The following is an 18,774-nucleotide window of genomic DNA, read 5'->3' as shown; positions in this document are numbered from 1 at the left end:
CGCCATGCCCACTTCCTGAGAGAAAGCCTCAAATAGAAAATTCTTGAACCCGATTGCCACGCACCCGATCCTTCGCATGAGAATCCTCGTCTATCCGCACACCATGGAGCTCGGCGGCTCGCAGCTCAACGCCATCCAGCTGGCCGCGGCGGTCCGCGATCGCGGGCACGAGGTGATTGTCCTGTCGGAACCGGGGCCGCTCGTGGAACGGGTGCGGGCCATGGGCCTGGAGCATATCGAGATCTCCGCTCACCGCCGCAGGCCGTCGCCCGGCGTCATGGGAACGCTGGCGCGACTGGTCCGGGACCGGGGCGTCGAGGTAGTGCACGGCTACGAGTGGCCGCCCATCCTCGAAGCCTTCTACGGCCTCAGGTCCCGGCGCGGCATCGCGGTGGTCGGGACCATCATGTCGATGTCGGTGGCGCCGTTCGTTCCCCGCACCGTGCCGCTGATCGTCGGGACCGAGCGGATTCGCGAGGCGGCGCTCGCGGCCGGTCACCGCCGGGTCACGCTGCTGGAGCCGCCCGTCGACACGGAGGCGGACCATCCCTCGATCGGGGGCGGGGAATTCCGCGCCCGGCACGGGATCGGCGCCGGTGAAGTCGTGGCCATGATGGTCTGCCGGCTGGTGCCGGACTTGAAGCTGGAAGGCTTGCTGACGGCCTGTGACGCGGCAGGCGAGCTCGCGCGTGCCGGCTACAAGCTGCGGCTCGTCATCGTGGGCGACGGGCCGGCGCGAAACGCCGTCGCCGAGCGCGCAGCGCAGACCAATGCGACAGTCGGACGTCAGGTCGTCGTGCTCGCGGGCGCGCTCGACGATCCGCGGCCGGCCTATGCCGGGGCCGACATCACGATCGGGCAGGGCGGCTCGGCGTTGCGCGGCATGGCCTTCGCGAAGCCGCTGATCGTGGTGGGCGAACGCGGCTTCAGCGAACTGCTTACGCCGGAGACCGCGCCGACGTTCCTGAGGCAGGGCTGGTACGGTCTCGGGGCCGGCTCCCTCGGACATGGCGCAGACGGGCTCCGCGCCGCGCTTATGCGCCTGCTCGAAGCGCCGGAGCTGCGGCAGGCCCTGGGATGCTTCGCGCGGCAGCTGGTGCTCGACCGGTTCAGCCTGCGGCAGGCCGCCCGGCTGCAGGAGGCGGAATACCTCGCCGCGATCGAGCAGCGGGTCGCGCCGGTCGCGACGATGGCGGACGCTGCCCGGTCTGGCGCCGGCCTCGTGGCCATGAAGCTGCGGAGCAAATACCGGCGCTGGCGTGGGACGGGTGTGACCGACGACAGCAACGGGCTTGCCGTCGTCGCAAAGGTGCTCGCCGTGGGCATGATGCCCCGGCGCGAAGGCTCGGCCGCCCGGCGCCGGGCGGAGCGGGGGATCAGCAATTGACGAACCAGGTGGCGCTCAACCGGACATACGCCGGGCCTGACCGGGATCACCGTCAGGACGCACGCACGCGGGTATTGGTCGCGATTGCCAGCTACGGCCGCGGCAACGACCGCTATCTCGCGCAGCTCCTCGACGAATATCGCACGATGCCATTCGACGTCGACATCGTCGTCCTGTCCAACATCGACAAGGACCTCGGACCGGGCGTCGAGATGCGGGTCGGGCTGCCGAGCAAGAACCCTTGGTCGCTGCCGTTCGCCCACAAGACACTCTTTGCCGAGCGCGCCGACAAATACGATCTCTTCGTCTACTCGGAAGACGACATCCTGATCACCGAAGCGCATCTGCGTGCTTTTCTCGACGTGACCGCGGACCTCGACGATGACGAACTGGCGGGCTTTCTTCGGATCGAGAAGCGGCCGGACGGACGCGTGAGCTTTCCCGACGTCCACTGGCACTTCCATTGGGAGCCACAGTCGCTCATGTCCCGTGGAGAACATCTCCTCGCCAGGTTCACCAACGAACATGCGGCCTGCTATGTGCTCACGCGGGAGCAGCTTGCGAAAGCGATCAGCTCGGGCGGCTTCCTGGTCGAACCGCACGCGGAGAGGTACGACCTTCTCTGCACCGCGGCGACAGACCCTTACACCCAATGCGGCTTCACCAAGCTGATCCCGATCTCTCGTTTGGGGGACTTCACGGTCCACCACCTCTCCAACAAGTACGCCGGACGCATGGGCGTGGATGAGCCGGAGATGCGGCGCCAGATTGCGGCCCTGAGGCAAATGGCCGGCAGCGAAGACCGCGCAGCCCAGCTCTTCGAGACCGAAACCCGGCTGCGAACCCGGCTGCGGCGTGCGGCATTTTCGAAGGACCATTACGAGCCGCCGAGCAGCGAGGTCATGGTGCTCATTCCGGATTCGGCACGCACGATCCTTTCGATCGGCTGCGGCTGGGGCGCGACCGAGATGGCGCTGGCCGGAAAAGGCCTGCAGGTTACCGCGATCCCGCTCGACCCGGTCGTCTCGGCCATGGCCGCGGACAGCGGCGTGGAGATGATCCACGGTGACTTTTGCTCCACGCGTGCGTGTCTGGAAGGACGACAGTTCGACTGCGTGCTGTACCTGAACGTGCTGCACCTCGTGCCAGAGCCGGTCGGGGTTCTGTCGCTGTTTGGCGATGTCCTGTCCGCCGGCGCGACGGTCATCATCCAAAGCCCCAACATGCGCAGCATCCCGGAGATCTGGAATTGCCTTCGCCGTGGAAGGCTCGGGCGACAGGGCGGCTACGAGCGCACGGGTGCGCATCCTGTGTCCGCCGGCAAGGTTCGAAGGTGGTGCGAGGGGGCGGGCTTCGTGACGGCGCACACCGTGGGAATAGCCCACCGGCGCGCCGGCATCCTGCGTCACGTCCCGAGCAGCCGCGTCGGCATGTCCATGGCCACGGACATCATTACCGTCGCGCGGAAAGCCGGGGGCAGCGCGAGGCCGGTGGAGCGGCGGTCGGTGGCGTAGTCGGGCAGACTCGTTCCCTGCAGGTCTTCCGAATCAAAATTTCGGTAGGCGAGCCAGTCCCCGGCTTAAAGCCACCAAGCCCAGCTGACGCATCTTTCGCATTGCGCTGCGTGGATTAGCGACAGCTCTGCCAATGGGAGACAGCTTGTCTCGTAGATCACCATACCTGTTGATCGGAAGGGAGAGCAGTTCAGGCCATTCCCGCTTGATGCACGCCGTGGTCATTCCGTTATTTCTCCGCATCTCGGCCGGCAGCGAAAGCATTGCGGAATATATTCGACGAGACACAAGAGGATGAATTTCCAGTTGCTTTGGTAGAACGTACGAATCCGCGAACCCCCAGCAGCTCATTCGCAACTCCAAATAGGCTAAATCCAGCTTGCCCAGAGCGTCATGGTGGGCGAGCGGATCAAACCAATCCTTCACCGCAGCCAGCACATCCAGATGTCTCGGCAATTTAAGCCGATCGATAATGTCTACCGCGGCAATGGCATCGGAGCGTTCCGACCCCAACCAAAGAAAACCCCTCCCGATCTCTCCACCAAGCCCTCCCAGAAAGACCTTTCCATCCAGGGGTGCCACACTCGGGTGCATTGTTTTATTGGTGCCCGTAACGCAATGGCTCGTGCGTCGCTCCCAAAGCTCGGCCTGCGATGGGTTCGCCCTTACGTAAGGCAATACGTGGTGATTTAACCCGAATTGCGATGCCAACTCTCTGGCTCTGACCACCTCGAGAGCTGCACCGGGAGCTGCCACGGTTACGAACGTGACTTTTGGCAACAAATCGCGGCAACATGCGAGAAGCAGGCGAGTCTCATTCCCGGCTGTCAGGGCAACAGAAACACTTCCGCTGTTCGTCAGCGCTCGTATCGTGCGCTTGACCTGCTCGGTGATCGTCGCAATTTCCTCCTCGGGATTGGCGGATTCCTCAAATTGTCCGGTTGGCCAGTGCCGTACGGCTTTCCAGCTATCGAGATCCAGATAATGGTTGCACAAAAGCCGTCGAACGCCGCGGTGAGCCGTCAGTCCGGCCGTAAACCAGCCGTCTCTGTCCACGCCGCACGCATGGTAGAGGTCCGCCTGGAATCTTTCCCGATAATCTTCTGGAGAGAGCAAAAGGGACGTCGTCGCCGCTGCAGCTCGCTCGGCTGCATCGTACACAAGTGATTTGCTGCCGTTTGCATCGAGATAGATGCGCCGCTGGCCTAGCATATCAAGGATGAACAGAAACCTGCCGGCAAACCTGTAGATCTGCAGTTCAAGAAACCGGTCAATGTCTCTGACATCAGATAGGTCGGCGTCAAACACCACTCGATCGTCGATGACCCGCTGCCGATCTGTATCGATCAGCGTTCCGATGAACAATCCGACCGGCCGGCCAGACTTGTCGCAGGCCTCGACAGCCTTGGCCCCGCGGAATACATCCACGACTATCGGCCCGAGCTTAAACCGAGTCGATTCCGGCCTCGGGGGCTGCTCATCGACAGCGATGCGGAATTGGCCTTCGTGCTCGAGTATGGAAGTCATCGCTTCTCTCACTATGGCCGTGCAATCCCATTCTCAAAGCGTGCGCTCCTCGAGATTGCATAATCGCTGGAGTACTGTCTCGTTATCGACTGGATAGGCGTTTGCTTCGCTTTTTCGCACGCGGTGCCGCACATGCCGGAAAACATCCCTCTGTGGCATCACCAGCTATTTGTAGGACACTACACTAGGGAATCACGGGATCCCCAATTTTGTGGTCCGATGTCGCCCTGGCGCCAGGACCCCAGGTGTTGTTGCGCCAGACAGAGCCCGGCGAGTTGGCCCATTGGGCAATCGGACCGTAAAGTCCACATTTGGGCGAATATTTTCTCCCAAAAACGTTGTCGACAAATCGCACATTGGTAGCCGGCGGGTAAGCGCTCCTGGGCACCTTGAGGGCGGCGTAGGCACAGTAGGCGCCACCGTTGAACAGGTTCTTCTCTATCAAGATGCCATTGTAGGTTCCAAAATCCAGGGCGATCTCCCATGCTGCCGTTGCACAACCGGGCCGGTGGTCGATGTCAATGTTGTTGTGTCGAACAACAATGCCGCCGCCGCCGCCGTTGGAAGACATGCCGGCCGTGTGATCACCTGGATTGCAGTGAAAGCCATGAATATAAGAGTCTTCAATGACGGTGCCCGATCCGATGCGAGGCCCGCTGCTGCCCATGCCGTGGACATGAACGCGGAGAAAATGGCCGTCGGCCGATTCTTCAACAGCGACAGTTTGAGCGCCGGCCCGTCCCAGTCCGTCAAGCTCGACATCGATCAGTTTGAGTCCTCGATATCTCGTTGGCGGATCAGCCATTCGAATCGCGTAATAGTCCGAGCAGCGAATGCGTGAACGTTGTATCGTGACATTGTTGGCGAACACCTTGACGCAAAGATTGATGTCCAGGCTATCGACAACTGCATTGTCTTTGGTGATGTAAAAAATCTGTTGACCGCCAACCGTGCCAACGTGCCAGCCCGCGCCGCTGGAAACCTGAGATGGCACCGCAGTGAGCGTGACGCCCGTATGTTTCCAGCCCGTGCAATTGGAATCCGGAAATTCCGGGTAAGCGGGACAGCCGCTCGCGGCGGGAGAGGACACAGGCGCCAGGACCACAATGAGCGCGAGCGCTAGCCCCGGTGACAGGGCCGCGAACATATCCATGATCCGGTGCTTGTCACCGCCGTATCGGAGCCTGGTCACCTGATTTTGCCCATCCCGGATGAGTATGTCCTTCAGCCCTGTCTAATGATGTCCAAGCTTTCTTAGATCCAGCAAGCAGCAATTTGACCATTACTCATCCTCCGAAGGGTTAATCCGAATGCCGCCTTTGACTGACGGCTCGGGCGGCTTCCTGGCCGAACCGCGCGAGGAGCACGACCTTCTCTGCATTACGGCGACGGACCTCTACACCCAAGGCGGCTTCACCAAGCTGATCCCGATCTCCCGTCTCGGCGACCTCACGGTCCACCATCTCTCCAACGAGTACGCCGGACGCATGGGCGTGGACGAGCCGGAGCAAGAGCACGTTGAACCGTCTTGAGCTGAGCCGGCCGGTGGCGACGAAGTACCACAAGATCAGCCACGATCCGGCGGCGATCGACGGGCTGTTTGTCGATCTGTTCCTGGCGGCGCATGGCAGCGCGCCGTCTCAGATCGTGCTGGACCTGGACGCCACGGATGTCCCGCTGCACTGTACGAGAAGGTCTACTGCGCCCGCGGCGACGTGGAGAACCGCATCAAGAAAAAGCCAGGGCGACCTCTTCGCCGACCGCACATCGAGCACCACTATGCGCGCCAACCAGCTGTGCCTGTGGTTCGCCGCCATGGCTCATGTCCTGATCTGCGCGCTGCGCCGTATCGGCCTAAAGCGTACCCAACGGCCACCTTCATGCGGATGGTTGCGAAATCCGGGCTTGACTTCCCCCGGCGACAAGAATCGTGCTAGCAGAGACCCGAGCGCCGGTCAGACGGTTGACCGGATGAGAAGTAGTTGAGGTCGGGAGCAACGCCGGCGTGCGGGACTTCAACGACCGAGGAGTGTTGAACGCAAGACGCAACAAACGGAGATTGAGATGGCGGGCGATGGATCTACGGGTGCGCCGGGCGGCACGCCGCAAGTGCCGCATTTGCTGGACGGTTATGCGGTTCGCCCAGCGTGGGAAGTCGCTGGAGTCGACTATGCCGTTGGCGTTCACCCCGGAATCACGCTGAGAGTCCCGACCGCCGACAACCTGCCAGCCGGAACCACGCTGGGAAACCACGTCATCTACATCAACGGCACCGACGTCACGCTGAGCGGCTACAATCTGACGAACTACACGGTGCTGGTAACCGCGACTGCGAAAGGAACCGCTACGATCGTCGACTGTGCCGCGACGACGGGCATCAACATTCGAAGCACTGTCGACGCGACGGCGAACCTCGTCGTGAGGTACTGTTCGTTCGATGGCGGTGGAATGGCGTCGGATCCGGACTTCTCGCTGATAAAAGTATGGTGCCCGCTCACGGTTGAGTATTCCGTGCTCAAGAATGCGCCAGCCGCGATCTATGCCCCTGAGCCCATGACGGTGATGTATAATGTCATGTCGGGCTTCGCGTGGCAGGATGGAGCGCACGCCTGTGCGATTGCTGTCGAAGGCACCAACGATCCGAACGCTTCAGCGCTCATTGCGTATAATACCATCTATTCGGGAGATGCTCGAAACGCAGAAGGTTTTCCGATTGGGATAGGAACGGGCATCGCCTTCTACAATGATGCAGGTGGGAATTTCTATAATAGTACTGTCGCAAACAACACGGTGATAGCAAACTTGCCGGGAGGGGCGTCCTATCTGACGGGCTTCTACGTGGATCCTCCAGGCACCGCCACGAATATGCATGTCCAGGACAATTTCTACGCTTCGGTAAATGGATTTAATAATGCCAGCAGCGGTGCATATGGCGCCCTTTACATAGGCACTAAAGGTACCGTGCAGGCGACCTATACCAACAACATCGACATGAGTACCGGCCAGCTCGTTGCTGGCAGCGATGCCGGGCCCGTCGACACCGGCACTGTCCAGTCAGACGTCAGCTACACGTTGCCCGCCGGCATTGAGAACCTGACGCTGACAGGCAGCGACAACATCAACGGCACGGGGAACTCGCTGGCCAACGTGCTCACCGGCAACGCAGGCAACAATATACTCGATGGCGGAGCCAACGCCGACCATATGGCAGGTGGGGCGGGCGACGACACCTACGTCGTCGACAATGCCGGCGACGTCGTGGTCGAGGAGAACGGCCAGGGCACGGACACGGTGCTGAGCTCGGTGAGCTATAGCCTGGCGAACTACATCGAGAACCTGACGCTGACGGGCAACGGCAACATCAACGGCACGGGGAACTCGCTGGCCAACGTGCTCACCGGCAACTCGGGCAGCAATACGCTCAATGGCGGTCTCGGCGCGGACACGCTCAATGGCGGCGGCGGCAACGACACGCTCAATGGTGGCGCCGGTAACGACACGCTCAATGGCGGCGCCGGCAACGATACCGCAGTCTATGCCGGCAACCGCGCCGATTACGAAATCCTGGCGGTGGGCGGCGGGCTGACAATCCGGGACCTCAATCCGGCCAACGGCGACGAGGGGACCGACACGCTCCAGGGCATCGAGATGCTGCGGTTCGCCGACATCACTGTGCCGGCGTCGACATCCAACGCCGCGCCGGTGGCCGGCGATGACAGTGCGTCGGGCAGCGAGGACAAGGCGATCACCACGGGCAACGTGCTGGCCAACGACAGCGACGCGGACAGCACCCTGACGGCGGCCAGCATCATCGGCTTCAGCCAGGGCGCCCATGGTGCCGTCGTTTACAACGGCAACGGCACCTTCACCTACACGCCGGTTCCGAACTACAACGGCGCCGACAGCTTCACCTATACGGTCAGCGACGGCCACGGCGGCAGCGACACGGCGAGGGTGAGCATTACTGTGAACCCGGTCAACGACGCACCGGTTGCGATCGACGATGGGCCGCTGCAGGCGACCGGGGACCAGCCGCTGGTGATCAGCGCGGCGGCGCTGCTGGCCAACGATACGGATGCCGATCTTGACGCGCTGACGATCCAGGGCGTCACGCAGCCGGCGCATGGCGCGCTGGCAGACAACGGCAACGGCACCTTCACCTACACGCCGGTCCGGAACTACAACGGGGCCGACAGCTTCACCTATACGGTCAGCGACGGCCACGGCGGCAGCGACACGGCGAGGGTGAGCATCGCTGTAAACCCGGTCAACGACGCACCGGTTGCGATCGACGATGGGCCGCTGCAGGCGACCGGGGACCAGCCGCTGGTGATCAGCGCGGCAGCGCTTCTGGCCAACGACACGGATGCCGATTTTGACGCGCTGACGATCCAGGGCGTCACACAGCCGACGCATGGCACGCTGGCAGACAACGGCAACGGCACCTTCACGTACACACGAGATGCCGGCTATGTCGGCGCGGACAGTTTCACCTACACGGTGGACGACGGCCACGGCGGCAGCGACACCGCGACGGTGAGCATCCGCGTGGACGACGCGGCTGGCCGCACCCTGACGGGGAATGAGCGCGCCAACTACCTGGTCGGCGGTGCCGGTAACGACACGCTCAATGGCCGTGGCGGCAACGACACGCTCAATGGCCGTGGCGGCAACGACACGCTCAATGGCGGTGGCGGCAACGATACGCTCAATGGCGGCGACGGCGACGATACGCTCAATGGCGGCGCCGGCAACGACACGTTGCTGGGTGGCCGCGGGAGGGACGTCCTGATCGGCGGCGCGGGCGCCGACCTTTTCGACTTCCATGCGTTCAATGAGAGCGGCACGACCGACGCCACTCGCGATCAGATCGTAGGGTTCGAGCGGGGCACCGACAGAATCGATCTCGCCACGATCGACGCCAACACTGCGGCGGCCGGCAACCAGGCTTTTGCTTTCATCGGCGGTGCTGCCTTCCACGGGGTCGCCGGCGAGCTCCGCCAGCAGGCCTTCGGCGCCGACACGATCGTCTCGGGCGATGTCAACGGCGACGCCGTTGCCGATTTCCAGATCCAGCTGAAAGGAGCTTTCGCGCTGACGGCAAGCGACTTCTTCCTGTAGCCTCCCGACCAGGGCATGTGGCGGCTGTATTGGGGGCGACCCGCCAGATCGCGCGCTGGGCCGTCTCCCTTCAGAGCTTCAACGTTCGGCCGGTATTCCAGCAGCCGGGGGCGCAGCCCTGCGCCATCCCCGGTATGGCGGTGCGAGTCGGGTCGGCTGCCGAACCGGCGTCTCCCGCCCTTGGCCGTCGCACACCGCCGCCGCCACTACCGTGCTGCCGATGACCAGGTAGTATGCAGAGATCGTCTGGTCGAAGTAGGTGACGGAAAAGAAGGAGGCAACATGGGCGGCCAGCGAGCAGCCTACCGTCCAAAAGAAGTAGCGCTGGCCCAGCGGTGTCGATGTTGCCTTCGCGGCGGTTCCCATCGCCGCGAAGCTTCTTGACAGGGTCGCGATAAAAAGCACGAGGCAGAGCAGGCCACCGCGAATACCCTGGTTGACGAACTCGTTGACGATGTCGGCCGAATAGGGACTCGAGGGGATTCCCGTTTCCATCCAGTGCGCCGTGTACCCGGTGCCGATCAGCCACCACTCGCTGAAGTGGTTGACTGCACTATCGATCAATTTCGAACGGTACCAGCCATCGCCGCCGATCAGGTCGCTGAGCCGGCTGATCAGATACCACACGGGCGCCTTCATAACGATCGCGATCACGACCAGGCCGCCAAGCATGGCCCAGCGCACGACGCGTATCTGCGTCCGGATCCACCACATGCCCAGGCCGATGCTGGCGACGATCAGGGCGCTGAAGGGTCCGCTCGAGCCGGACGTGTAGACAACGAAGGCTGCGGACAATGCGCCAACTACTGCCAGAGCCCTGCTGCGGGGCCGGAAGACCGACAGCCCCACCATCAGGGGAAAGGCCGCCGCCCCGAACGTTCCTGCGAGGATCGAATGATTGAACGGCCCTTGGCAGCGCACGGTCCCGTTGCGCACTTGCGACCACTCCGAAACACCTCCGAGCACGGCGAACAGGTTGCGGCCGGTTATCCGTTCGAACCCCATGAGCACCGCGAGCGGAATCAGCAGGAGCGCGAGGATCGCGACGGTTCCCGCCAGATCGTCTGGGTTGCGGACGAGCGCGCGGACGATGATGTAGAGCCCACCGACATCTCCGAGGTAGCCCAGCCGCTCGGTGAAGTTGACGTAGCTTCCGTCAAGCGTGACGTACAGAAGACACGTCACGATCAGCCAAGCCGCGAAAAGGGCATCGAACGCCTGGAACCGGACGCCTTTCAGTTCGCTCCTCACAATCACCCTGATCAGGGTGAACACGATGACGATGCGAATGCTGTAGAAGGACAGACCGCCGAGATCGAGCGCGTCTCCGTAGGTCGTGTAGGTCGCCGTGGCAAGTACTGCGCCAAACGCGCGGCGACGCGGCAGGGCGAACGCCAGCACGCCGAACATAATACCAAGGAGAGCGTTAGATCCCATCGGCGGACAGGTCCAGCAACGCCACCCGCACTAGCCCTGCGACGCCACGCAGGCCGAAATGTCCGCGGAACCACGGACCGCGGCGAGATCCGGCACGTTCAAGCAGAGATCACAGGCGGATTCCGTAATGTTCATGACCGTTCAAGTCGATACCGGGATCGACGGACGTCGATGATTTGATTTGCCATAATTTGCCTAAATTTGATATAGTATAAAATGACTTATCAAGCAAAAATGTATTTAATACCTCAACCCGTAGGGATGTGTTGCCTGGGGCGCCGTGCCGGCCTGACAGTGCTATCGATGGATGGCCGCTTCCGGAGAATGAAGGTTGACTGCTGATCGTATCGCCGATGTCGCGGTTCTGATCGTCGGCTTTCGCAACCCGGCGGACATTCTCAACTGTCTCACCGGGCTCTCGAAAGCAGCCATCGCGCCTGGCTTCGACGTTTTCATCTGTGAGAATGGAGGCCAGACGGCATACGAGAGGTTGGCGCGAGACCTGATCGACCGTGGCTTGTGCGTCGCTGCAAATGATGAGCCCGGTCCATTCGATATCGGCACCAGCCGCCTCACCGACATCGAGCAACTTCAGCTCACAGCTCGGCCGTCACGCGTGTGGATCGGATGCGCCGCCGAGAACCTTGGGTACGCCGGAGGCATCAATGCGTGGCTCGCCCCCCTTTTGAAGCTCTCCGGCTGGAGAGGTGTCTGGATTCTTAACCCGGATACCAAGCCAGAGGCGCACGCTCTTACAGCGCTGGTTGAGCGAGCGGAAGCTGGCGGCAAGGGAATGGTCGGAAGCACGATCGTGGATGAAGACCGGCCGGAGCACGTCCGGTTTCGCGGCGGATTGCGCTGGCAGCGGCTTGCACCACGAAGTGTGCCGATCGGACTTGGCGACCACCTCGGCGCACCCCATGACCTCCTTTCAATCGAAGACGCGATGGACAGCCCCTCGGGGGCATCCATGTACGTCACGCGCGCCTGTGTCGAGGCCATCGGCCTGATGGACGAGCGCTATTTCCTGTTCTTCGAGGATCTCGACTGGGGAATGCGCGCCAAGCGGTTCGGTCTCGGCTACGCGAGCGCGTCCATCGTGTCCCACGGGCGCGGCACGACGACGGGGTCGGCGAGAACTGCCGCAGCGATCCCGAAACTCACGGTCTATCTGCAGCACCGCAACGGCGTGCATTTTGTTCGCAGATTTTTTCCATGGGGCTTGCCCGCCCGCATTGCCGTTTCGCTTCTGTATGCTGTGCGTTTCCTGATCCGCCGTGCGCCGGGCAACTTCATCGCCGTGATCAAGGGGGTCTTGGCAGGACTGAAAGGCGAGGTCGGCCGGCCCGGTTGGCATCGTCAACAGTCCTGAGCCAGCAGAGCCGGAACCAGAAAGGGAGTAATACGAAAGAGGTATGCGGAAGCTGTCGAGGTAGCGATGACCGTGCCGCTGGCAGAACGCTACGCTGATCGGCTATTGGGAGTGCGCATCGAACGCACCTGCATCGAGCATCGCTTCGCCAGTGCCTCGATCAAGATGTACGACAAGATCGGCTGCATCCTGCGCATCGAGACCACGACCAACGATGTCAGTTTTTTCAAGCACGATCGCCACTATCTCGAGCACCTCCCCGCCATCGACGACTTCGCCGCCGGTATCCGCGCCCTCGATCGTCTCACAAAGTCCCGCCTCGTCGAGGACAAGAACGCCCGCCGGATTCTCGGGTCTCTCAGCGCTTCTAGGCCCCCGCGGGGATTCTGCGAACAGGAGCATCTCAATGCACTCTGACAACGCGTCATCCATCGACCAATCGTCCGCTGTCGCGAGCCGCGCGCGTGTCGCTCAACTCGTGCGGAATCTGGTCGCAGGCACGTCGTCATCATCACTGGCGGGACGGGCACGTGCGCGGAGATGGAACCTCTTCCTGAGAACCTTTCCGGACCTTGAACGGCTGAAGGTCGTGGATCTCGGAGGAACGCCTCAGTTCTGGTCAGCCTCGCCGATCCGACCCAGGTCGTTGACCGTGGTCAATCTCGCCACATCGAATTCGCCTGCGACCGACTGGGTCGAGGTTGTCACTGGCGACGCTTGCAAGGCCGCGGAGTTGGGTCTGCAAAACGACTACGATCTGGTGTTCTCGAATTCCACGATCGAGCACGTCGGCGGGCACGATCGGTGCCTGGCGTTCGCAGAGACGGTGAAGACGCTGGGATCCAGGCACTGGATCCAGACCCCGTACCGATACTTTCCAATCGAGCCGCACTTCGTGTTTCCGGGGCTCCAGTTCCTGCCCATCGCCCTGCGACAGCACGTGGCAGCACGCTGGCCGTTGAGCTACACGAAGTCCATGGGCGGCAATCTCGACGATCCCCTGGATGCCGTCCTGTGGACCGAGTTGCTCAGCCGCACCCATATGAAGTATTATTTTCCCGCGAGCGAAATCGTTTCGGAGCGCTTTGCAGGTTTGACGAAGTCACTGATTGCAGTTCGGCGTTAGCCTGAGTTCTGTAAAGCACAGATGGATGGCGTTTGAGCCATTCCCTACAGAAGATGATGTAGACCAGGCCGCGGCGGGATGATGCCGGCGAAGGCCTGAACCTGGAGCCAGTCCTGCACGTCGGCGGACATGGCGCCGCGGCGTGGGCTCATGCGCGGTCTCCCGGGGCGGCGAGTTGCCCCCACAGCTTCTGCAGGCGGCGCGCCATGCGTCCGCGGCGTCCCACCGCGCGTTCCAGCTGGCCCAGGCGCTCGGTGAGGGCGTGCAACGTGGCGCGGTCCTGCGCGCTACATGGCGGCGGCGCTTCGGCGCAGATCACGCCGAGATCCTGCATCAGCTCGTCGGCGGTGATGCCGACCAGATCGGCGGTCAGCACGGCGGCATGCTCCAGCGCGCCGGCCAGCAGCACCCGCGCGCAGAGCCGGTTGATCCGGCGCGGGATGCCGCCGGAATGCTCATGCACCAGGTCGAGCGCTGTCTGCTCCCAGGCAGGATAGCCGGTCCAGCCCACCGAGGTCATCCGGTGCCGGACGTAGAGGTGCGTCTCCTCACGCGTCAGGGCGGCGAGGTGATAGGCGGCGAGGACGCGCTGGCGGAGCTGGTCGAGATCCGGCCGCGCCAGGGTGTGGCGCAGCTGCGGCTGGCCCATCAACACCACCTGCAGCAGCGCATGCTCGCCCTCCGTGACGTTGGAGAGCATGCGCAGCTCCTCGAGCGAGGCGACCGGAAGGGCCTGCGCCTCGTCCACGATGAGGATTTGGCGCCGGCCCCCTTCAGCGACGCCGCGGCGCAGCGCGGCGACGATGCCCTGCAGCAGCTCCGCCTTGCCGCCCTCGGCCGGAGCGCTGAAGGCCATGGCGACGAGGCGGAGCAGGTCCGTGGCCTCGACCTGCGTTGTCATCACCCGCGCGATGGTCGGGCCTTTGGTGGAGAATTCCGCGCAGAGCCGTTCGATCAGCGTGGTCTTGCCCGCGCCCACCTCGCCGGTAACGACGACGAAGCCTTCACGCTGCGACAGGCCGTAGAGCAGATGCGCATAGGCACGGCTGTGCACCGTGCTGGGGAAGAACAGCCGTACATCCGGCGTCATCTGGAAAGGTGGCTCGCGAAATCCGTACAGGTAGTGATCCATGGCGCTGCCTCAGAAGGTTCGGCGCAGGCCGGCGCGGAAGACGAACTGCTGCTTGGTCTCCGAGGCGGTGGTGCGGGCGGTGTCGCGGGTCCAGGAGAATTGCAGGCTGGCGGTGAGCTTGTCGCTCAGCTCGTGGGCCAGCGTCGCGGCTGCCGAATAGACATTTCCGTCGCCCTGGCCGAACTGCGCGGAGCTGACGCGGCCATACTGCACCGTCGCCATCCCGGTGGTGCGCGGCGAAAATTCATGCCTCCAACTGAAGGTCGCATAGGTCCCGTGGCTGGAGATGGCGGACTCGGCGGTGCTGGCGGAGGTGACAGGATCCTGCTTCTGCCAGGTGCCGGACAGGGTGAAGACGTCGCGCGGCCAGTGATAGCGCAGCGACACCGTGCCGATGCGCATCCGGAAGAGCGTGTCGGAAAGGCCGAGGAAGGGGGGGATCAGCACGACGGGCGCGCCGGACTGGCTGTCCACCGGGTTGCCAAGCGCATCAATGGTGGTGCTGGCGAGCAGGTCTTGCGCCTCGCTGAGTGACGTAGAAAGACTCTCTTTGTAGGTGGCGAAGAGGTCGGTACGTGCGCCGAGGGCCACGCCCGCATTCAGGCTGAAGGAATTGAAGCCGCTATGCCGGCCATAGCGGACGATGACGATAGAATCCGGGCTCGGCGTCAGCCGCAGCCCGACCGACCAGATCGGGTCCTCGATGCTGCGCGGGCTGGTGCCGGCATATTTCAGGTTCTCGTAGCCGATCTCGCCGAGCAGGGCGACACTGCGCAGGATGGCGTAGCGTGTCTCCAGCGCGGCGACGAAGCGGTGAGCGTCGTCATAGATGCCGTTGCCGACAAACCTGGTGCCGTCGATGCGCGCTTGCAGCGCCAGCCGGCCGAGATCCTCGCCGCTGCGCAGCACCGCGAAGCCGCGATGCGCGGTGTACGCTTCGGACAGGCCGTTCAGGCTGCTTTGGCTGGAATTGGCCCCGTTCTGCCGGGAATACTGGAAGGAATAGCCGACCTGCAGCGCGGCCGCGCTGCCGAAGCGGTACGCCAGAAATGGCGTGACCTGCGCGGTGTAGGTCTGCGAGGTGTCGCGCCGGCCGACGAACTGCCCGCTGCCGGGGATCACCCCGGGCCTGACTGACACCACGCTCGCCGCCCCACGCATGTCGAGATAGAACAAGCCCGGGACCAGCGCGGCGAGGAGCCGCCCGTCGCCGACCTGGTCCACGTCGTTCTGACTGATATGGGTGCCGTAGAGGCGCAGTGCCGGCGTGTAGCGCAGCGAGCCGAACAGACGCGACGTATCCACCGCCGCCTCGAGGCTGGGCGCGATGGTGGTGACGACGTTGCTGCGCCCGTCGGTCTGGGACACATCGTTCGTGGCGAGAACCTCGATGCCGATCGAGGGCCGGATGGCATAGGGCCGGTTGCCGAGGTCGAAGGGGGTGCTGATGCCGACGACACCGAGACCCGGCGCGATGCTCGTGAACCCCGGCAGCGTGCCGCCCGCCAAGGAGCGGGTGCCCACCGGGGTATCGCGGCCGCCAAGCGGGCCGAGCGCCGGCGATTGCAGGGCGGGCGCGGCCACCGGCGCGGCTGGGCCTTCGCCGCTGACGGCGGGCGCGGCCACCGGCGCGGCTGGGCCTTCGCCACTGACGGCCGGCGCAGGCGCCGCACCCCTCGGCGGTGCGGCGGTCTGCGCGGCGGCAGGCAGCGCGAGCAGCAGGGCCACCAGGCCGGCCGGCAGGGCAGCGTCAGGCTTGGGCACCGACCGTCGCTTCGCCCGCGCCCGGAGCGCGTCCTCCGAATCGGTCGCTGACCCGCAGCGCCGAGCGGTTCAGCAGGAGTTGCAGCGTCGGGCAGGCATCGAGAATGTCGAGGGCCGCTTCCACTTCCGCTCGCTTGGTGCGTTCCGCCTCCACCACCAACGCCACCTGACCGGCCGACGCCGCGACCAGGCCAGCGATGCTGGATTCCAGGCAGGCCGGCGTGTCGAGCAGGATGATATGTTCCGGCAGCCGCTCGGCGAGATGAAGCAGCCCCGCCATGGCGCCGCCCTGCGCGCCGGGCGGCTCGGCCGTGCCATGCGGCAGGACGAAGAGGCCAGGGATCGCGGTGCGCCGCAGCACCCCGGCGGGGGCAAGGCGGCCCGTATCGCGCAGTTGGTCGAACCCCGGCGCGCTGTGCAGGCCGAGCAGGGTGGTGAGCGAGGCGGTGCCCCGCGCGGCATCTACCAGGATGACAGGGCGATACGTCCCCTCGGCGATGCTCGCGGCGAGGTTCAGCGCGGCGAAGGACTTGCCCTCGCCGCTGCGGGCGCTGGTGATCACCACCAGCCGTGCCTGCCGCTCCTTGGCCGGAGGCGTGACCTCGACGCTGCGCAGCACCTGCTCGCGGACCAGCGCGATCTCCTCCCGCGCAGGGCCCGCCTCGCTGACCAGGCCAGCGCGCCGCAGCAGGGCATAGGTGATCGGCGCGGGCTCGTCGCGGCCGGGTGGACCGGCAGACTGGCTGCGGGGAGCCGGCGGCACCACCACCTCGACCGCCGTGGGGACCGCCTGCACCGGTGCCAGAGGCGGTCGCGGCGCGCGGGCGAGGGGCGTATCGCCCGCCATGGCGGCGCGGGCCGCTTCGGCGGCACGTTCGACCAGATGGGGACGCCGAGGAAAGGACGGGCTCATGCAGCGAACCTCGCCATGAGTTTGAGCGGCCCGATGGCGGCAACGACGCATCCAAGGGGAAGCGGCAGCAGGCAGAGGATGAGAAGCGCGACGTCCGCAAGGCGCAGCCGGCCGCGCGACGGGGCGGAGAAGGCGCCGAGCACCGGCGGGCCGATGCCGCGCAGCTCGCGCAGCGTATAGAAGCTGGTGTCGAGCTGCACCAGCAGGAAGAGCAGCGCGCCGCCAGCGCCGAGCGCCGCCAGCAGCACCCCTGCCGACAGCATCAGGCGGTTGGGACTGGCCGGGCTGGACGGCGCAGTCGGCGGATCGATCACTTCGAGCGTCACGCGGTCGGTGCCGGTGCGCGCGGCCTCGGCGATGTTCACTGCCTCGCGGCGGCTCAGCAGTTCCTCGTAGTTGCGGCGGATGACGTTGAAGTCGCGATCGAGATTGGCGAATTGCGCCTGTACGTCGGGTGCGTTGCGCGCCATCTCCTCCAGCCGGCTGCTCTGCGCTTCCAGGTCGCGCAACTGGCGTTCCAGCGAGGCGATCTGGGAGTCGGTATCGACGATGCGCACCATCAGCTGCTCGCGCATCGGGTCGGTACGCGGCGTGCCGGCGGCAGCGCGCTCCGTATCGCCCACGGCGCGGGCAGCGCTAAGTGCGGCGCGCGCTGCGGCCACTTCCGGGTGCTGCTCGGTATAGCGCTGGCGCAGGATCATCAGGCGCCGCTCCGCCTCGGCCGTGGAGGCGACGGTACCGGCGGTGGCAGGCGCCGCTACGGCGGGCAGGGCGGCGATCTGCTGCAGCAGCAGGGTGCGGCGGCTGATCGCATCCGACAATTCGCCGCGTATCGCCTGGATGCGCGCGCGTACGACGTCGAGCCGCGAGGTGCTGCCGTTCAGCGCGAGCAAATCCTGATAGCGCGCGATGAATTCCGTGCGGCGACGCTCTGCCTCGCGCAGCTGCTGCTCATACGCGGCGAGCTGCTGCAGCAGGAAGGCGCGAGCATTCTCCATCTGGCGGCGGTCGGAGCCGCTGGCCATTTCGAGGAACAGGTCCACCACCTGCTGCACCACCTCATGCGCGACGCGCGGATCGGTGTGAAGATACTCCACGGTGAACAGGTTTTTGGTCTGGATGCCGAAGCGGAGGTCGCGGGCCAGCGCCTGGATTGTCTTCTCGCGATCGTCGCCGGCGGCGACGCGTTGCGACAGCGCGGTGCGGTCCACCAGCCTTTCGAGGTTGGGGCGGCTGACCAGGGTACGCTGCAGCACCTCCACCTGCGCGGCGGGGAGACTGTCCAGCGCGATGCCACGCAGCATCACGCCGAGCACAGCATCGGCGTCAACATAAACGCGCGCCGTGGAGATGTAGCGGTCCGGCAGCATGCGCACGACGGTCCAGCCGAGCAGCGCCACCAGCCAGATCAGCGCCACGGCCTTCCAGCGGTGCCGCCAGGCGGCGGCGGAGTAGCGGCGGACGAGGTCGACGGCGGCCAT

14 protein-coding genes and 1 pseudogene are annotated in these 18,774 nt (G+C 64.4%); 8 read left to right on the top strand and 7 right to left on the bottom strand.

What is annotated here, in order from left to right; genetic code table 11:
* Window positions 1-76: 76 nt before the first annotated feature.
* Together FHP25_RS31265 and FHP25_RS31260 are read left to right on the top strand one after the other, a co-directional pair.
* Window positions 77-1,387 carry a glycosyltransferase family 4 protein gene (locus FHP25_RS31265; protein ID WP_147850914.1) on the top strand — a complete coding sequence of 437 codons (1,311 nt, stop codon included), beginning with the start codon at window positions 77-79 and terminating at the stop codon, window positions 1,385-1,387.
* The gene (locus tag FHP25_RS31260) at window positions 1,384-2,901 is read left to right on the top strand and encodes a class I SAM-dependent methyltransferase (protein WP_218578740.1); all 1,518 of its coding nucleotides are present in this window, start codon (window positions 1,384-1,386) and stop codon (window positions 2,899-2,901) included. The genes FHP25_RS31265 and FHP25_RS31260 overlap by 4 nt, the downstream gene beginning before the upstream one ends.
* Window positions 2,902-2,934: 33 nt before the next feature.
* Here the strand turns inward: FHP25_RS31260 and FHP25_RS31255 are convergent, their stop codons facing one another.
* Window positions 2,935-4,428 carry a hypothetical protein gene (locus FHP25_RS31255; protein WP_218578739.1) on the bottom strand — a complete coding sequence of 498 codons (1,494 nt, stop codon included), beginning with the start codon at window positions 4,426-4,428 and terminating at the stop codon, window positions 2,935-2,937.
* A gap of 184 nt (window positions 4,429-4,612) precedes the next feature.
* Entirely contained in the window at window positions 4,613-5,581 is a 969-nt protein-coding gene (locus FHP25_RS31250; RefSeq protein ID WP_147850913.1) for a hypothetical protein, read from the bottom strand.
* A 157-nt stretch (window positions 5,582-5,738) separates the two neighbouring features.
* Between FHP25_RS31250 and FHP25_RS31245 the strand changes: the two genes are divergently transcribed.
* The 3 genes and pseudogenes from FHP25_RS31245 (at window position 5,739) to FHP25_RS42310 (ending at window position 9,549) form a co-directional block, all read left to right on the top strand.
* Window positions 5,739-5,960 (top strand): hypothetical protein, encoded by a 222-nt coding sequence (locus FHP25_RS31245; RefSeq protein ID WP_178133918.1) that lies wholly within the window; start codon window positions 5,739-5,741, stop codon window positions 5,958-5,960.
* A 150-nt stretch (window positions 5,961-6,110) separates the two neighbouring features.
* Window positions 6,111-6,324: pseudogene (locus FHP25_RS42740) on the top strand (transposase); the annotation flags it as partial.
* Between the two features lie 168 nt (window positions 6,325-6,492).
* A complete protein-coding gene (locus tag FHP25_RS42310) occupies window positions 6,493-9,549 on the top strand; it encodes a cadherin-like domain-containing protein (protein ID WP_147850911.1) in 3,057 nt (1,018 codons plus the stop codon).
* 78 nt (window positions 9,550-9,627) lie between these two features.
* On the opposite strand, the gene FHP25_RS31230 is transcribed toward FHP25_RS42310, so the two are convergent.
* A complete protein-coding gene (locus FHP25_RS31230) occupies window positions 9,628-10,959 on the bottom strand; it encodes an O-antigen ligase family protein (protein ID WP_147850910.1) in 1,332 nt (443 codons plus the stop codon).
* A gap of 358 nt (window positions 10,960-11,317) precedes the next feature.
* Here FHP25_RS31230 and FHP25_RS31225 point away from each other — a divergent pair, with 358 nt between their 5' ends.
* From FHP25_RS31225 to FHP25_RS31215, 3 genes are all read left to right on the top strand, one after another.
* The gene (locus FHP25_RS31225) at window positions 11,318-12,358 is read left to right on the top strand and encodes a glycosyltransferase family 2 protein (RefSeq protein WP_218578738.1); all 1,041 of its coding nucleotides are present in this window, start codon (window positions 11,318-11,320) and stop codon (window positions 12,356-12,358) included.
* A 66-nt stretch (window positions 12,359-12,424) separates the two neighbouring features.
* Entirely contained in the window at window positions 12,425-12,775 is a 351-nt protein-coding gene (locus FHP25_RS31220) for a hypothetical protein (protein WP_147850909.1), read from the top strand.
* Window positions 12,765-13,484, top strand: coding sequence for a class I SAM-dependent methyltransferase (locus FHP25_RS31215; protein WP_218578737.1), 720 nt, complete (start codon window positions 12,765-12,767; stop codon window positions 13,482-13,484). The genes FHP25_RS31220 and FHP25_RS31215 overlap by 11 nt, the downstream gene beginning before the upstream one ends.
* Window positions 13,485-13,632: 148 nt before the next feature.
* Here FHP25_RS31215 and FHP25_RS31210 read toward each other — a convergent pair whose 3' ends face one another.
* The 4 genes from FHP25_RS31210 to FHP25_RS31195 are packed head-to-tail and all read right to left on the bottom strand — an operon-like array spanning window position 13,633 to window position 18,774.
* A complete protein-coding gene (locus FHP25_RS31210) occupies window positions 13,633-14,616 on the bottom strand; it encodes an AAA family ATPase (protein ID WP_147850908.1) in 984 nt (327 codons plus the stop codon).
* A gap of 9 nt (window positions 14,617-14,625) precedes the next feature.
* Window positions 14,626-16,380: a porin family protein gene (locus tag FHP25_RS31205; protein ID WP_178133917.1), complete on the bottom strand. Its 1,755-nt coding sequence runs from the start codon at window positions 16,378-16,380 to the stop codon at window positions 14,626-14,628.
* Window positions 16,367-17,293: a P-loop NTPase family protein gene (locus FHP25_RS31200; RefSeq protein ID WP_178133916.1), complete on the bottom strand. Its 927-nt coding sequence runs from the start codon at window positions 17,291-17,293 to the stop codon at window positions 16,367-16,369. Before FHP25_RS31200 ends, FHP25_RS31205 begins: the two co-directional genes overlap by 14 nt.
* Window positions 17,290-18,774, bottom strand: coding sequence for an XrtA system polysaccharide chain length determinant (locus FHP25_RS31195; RefSeq protein ID WP_147850905.1), 1,485 nt, complete (start codon window positions 18,772-18,774; stop codon window positions 17,290-17,292). The genes FHP25_RS31200 and FHP25_RS31195 overlap by 4 nt, the downstream gene beginning before the upstream one ends.

Origin of the sequence: Vineibacter terrae (assembly GCF_008039615.1) — a bacterium.
Taxonomy (GTDB): domain Bacteria; phylum Pseudomonadota; class Alphaproteobacteria; order Reyranellales; family Reyranellaceae; genus Vineibacter; species Vineibacter terrae.
The sequence above is the reverse complement of the archived record's forward strand: the minus strand, read 5'-3'. Positions and strand labels throughout refer to the sequence as shown.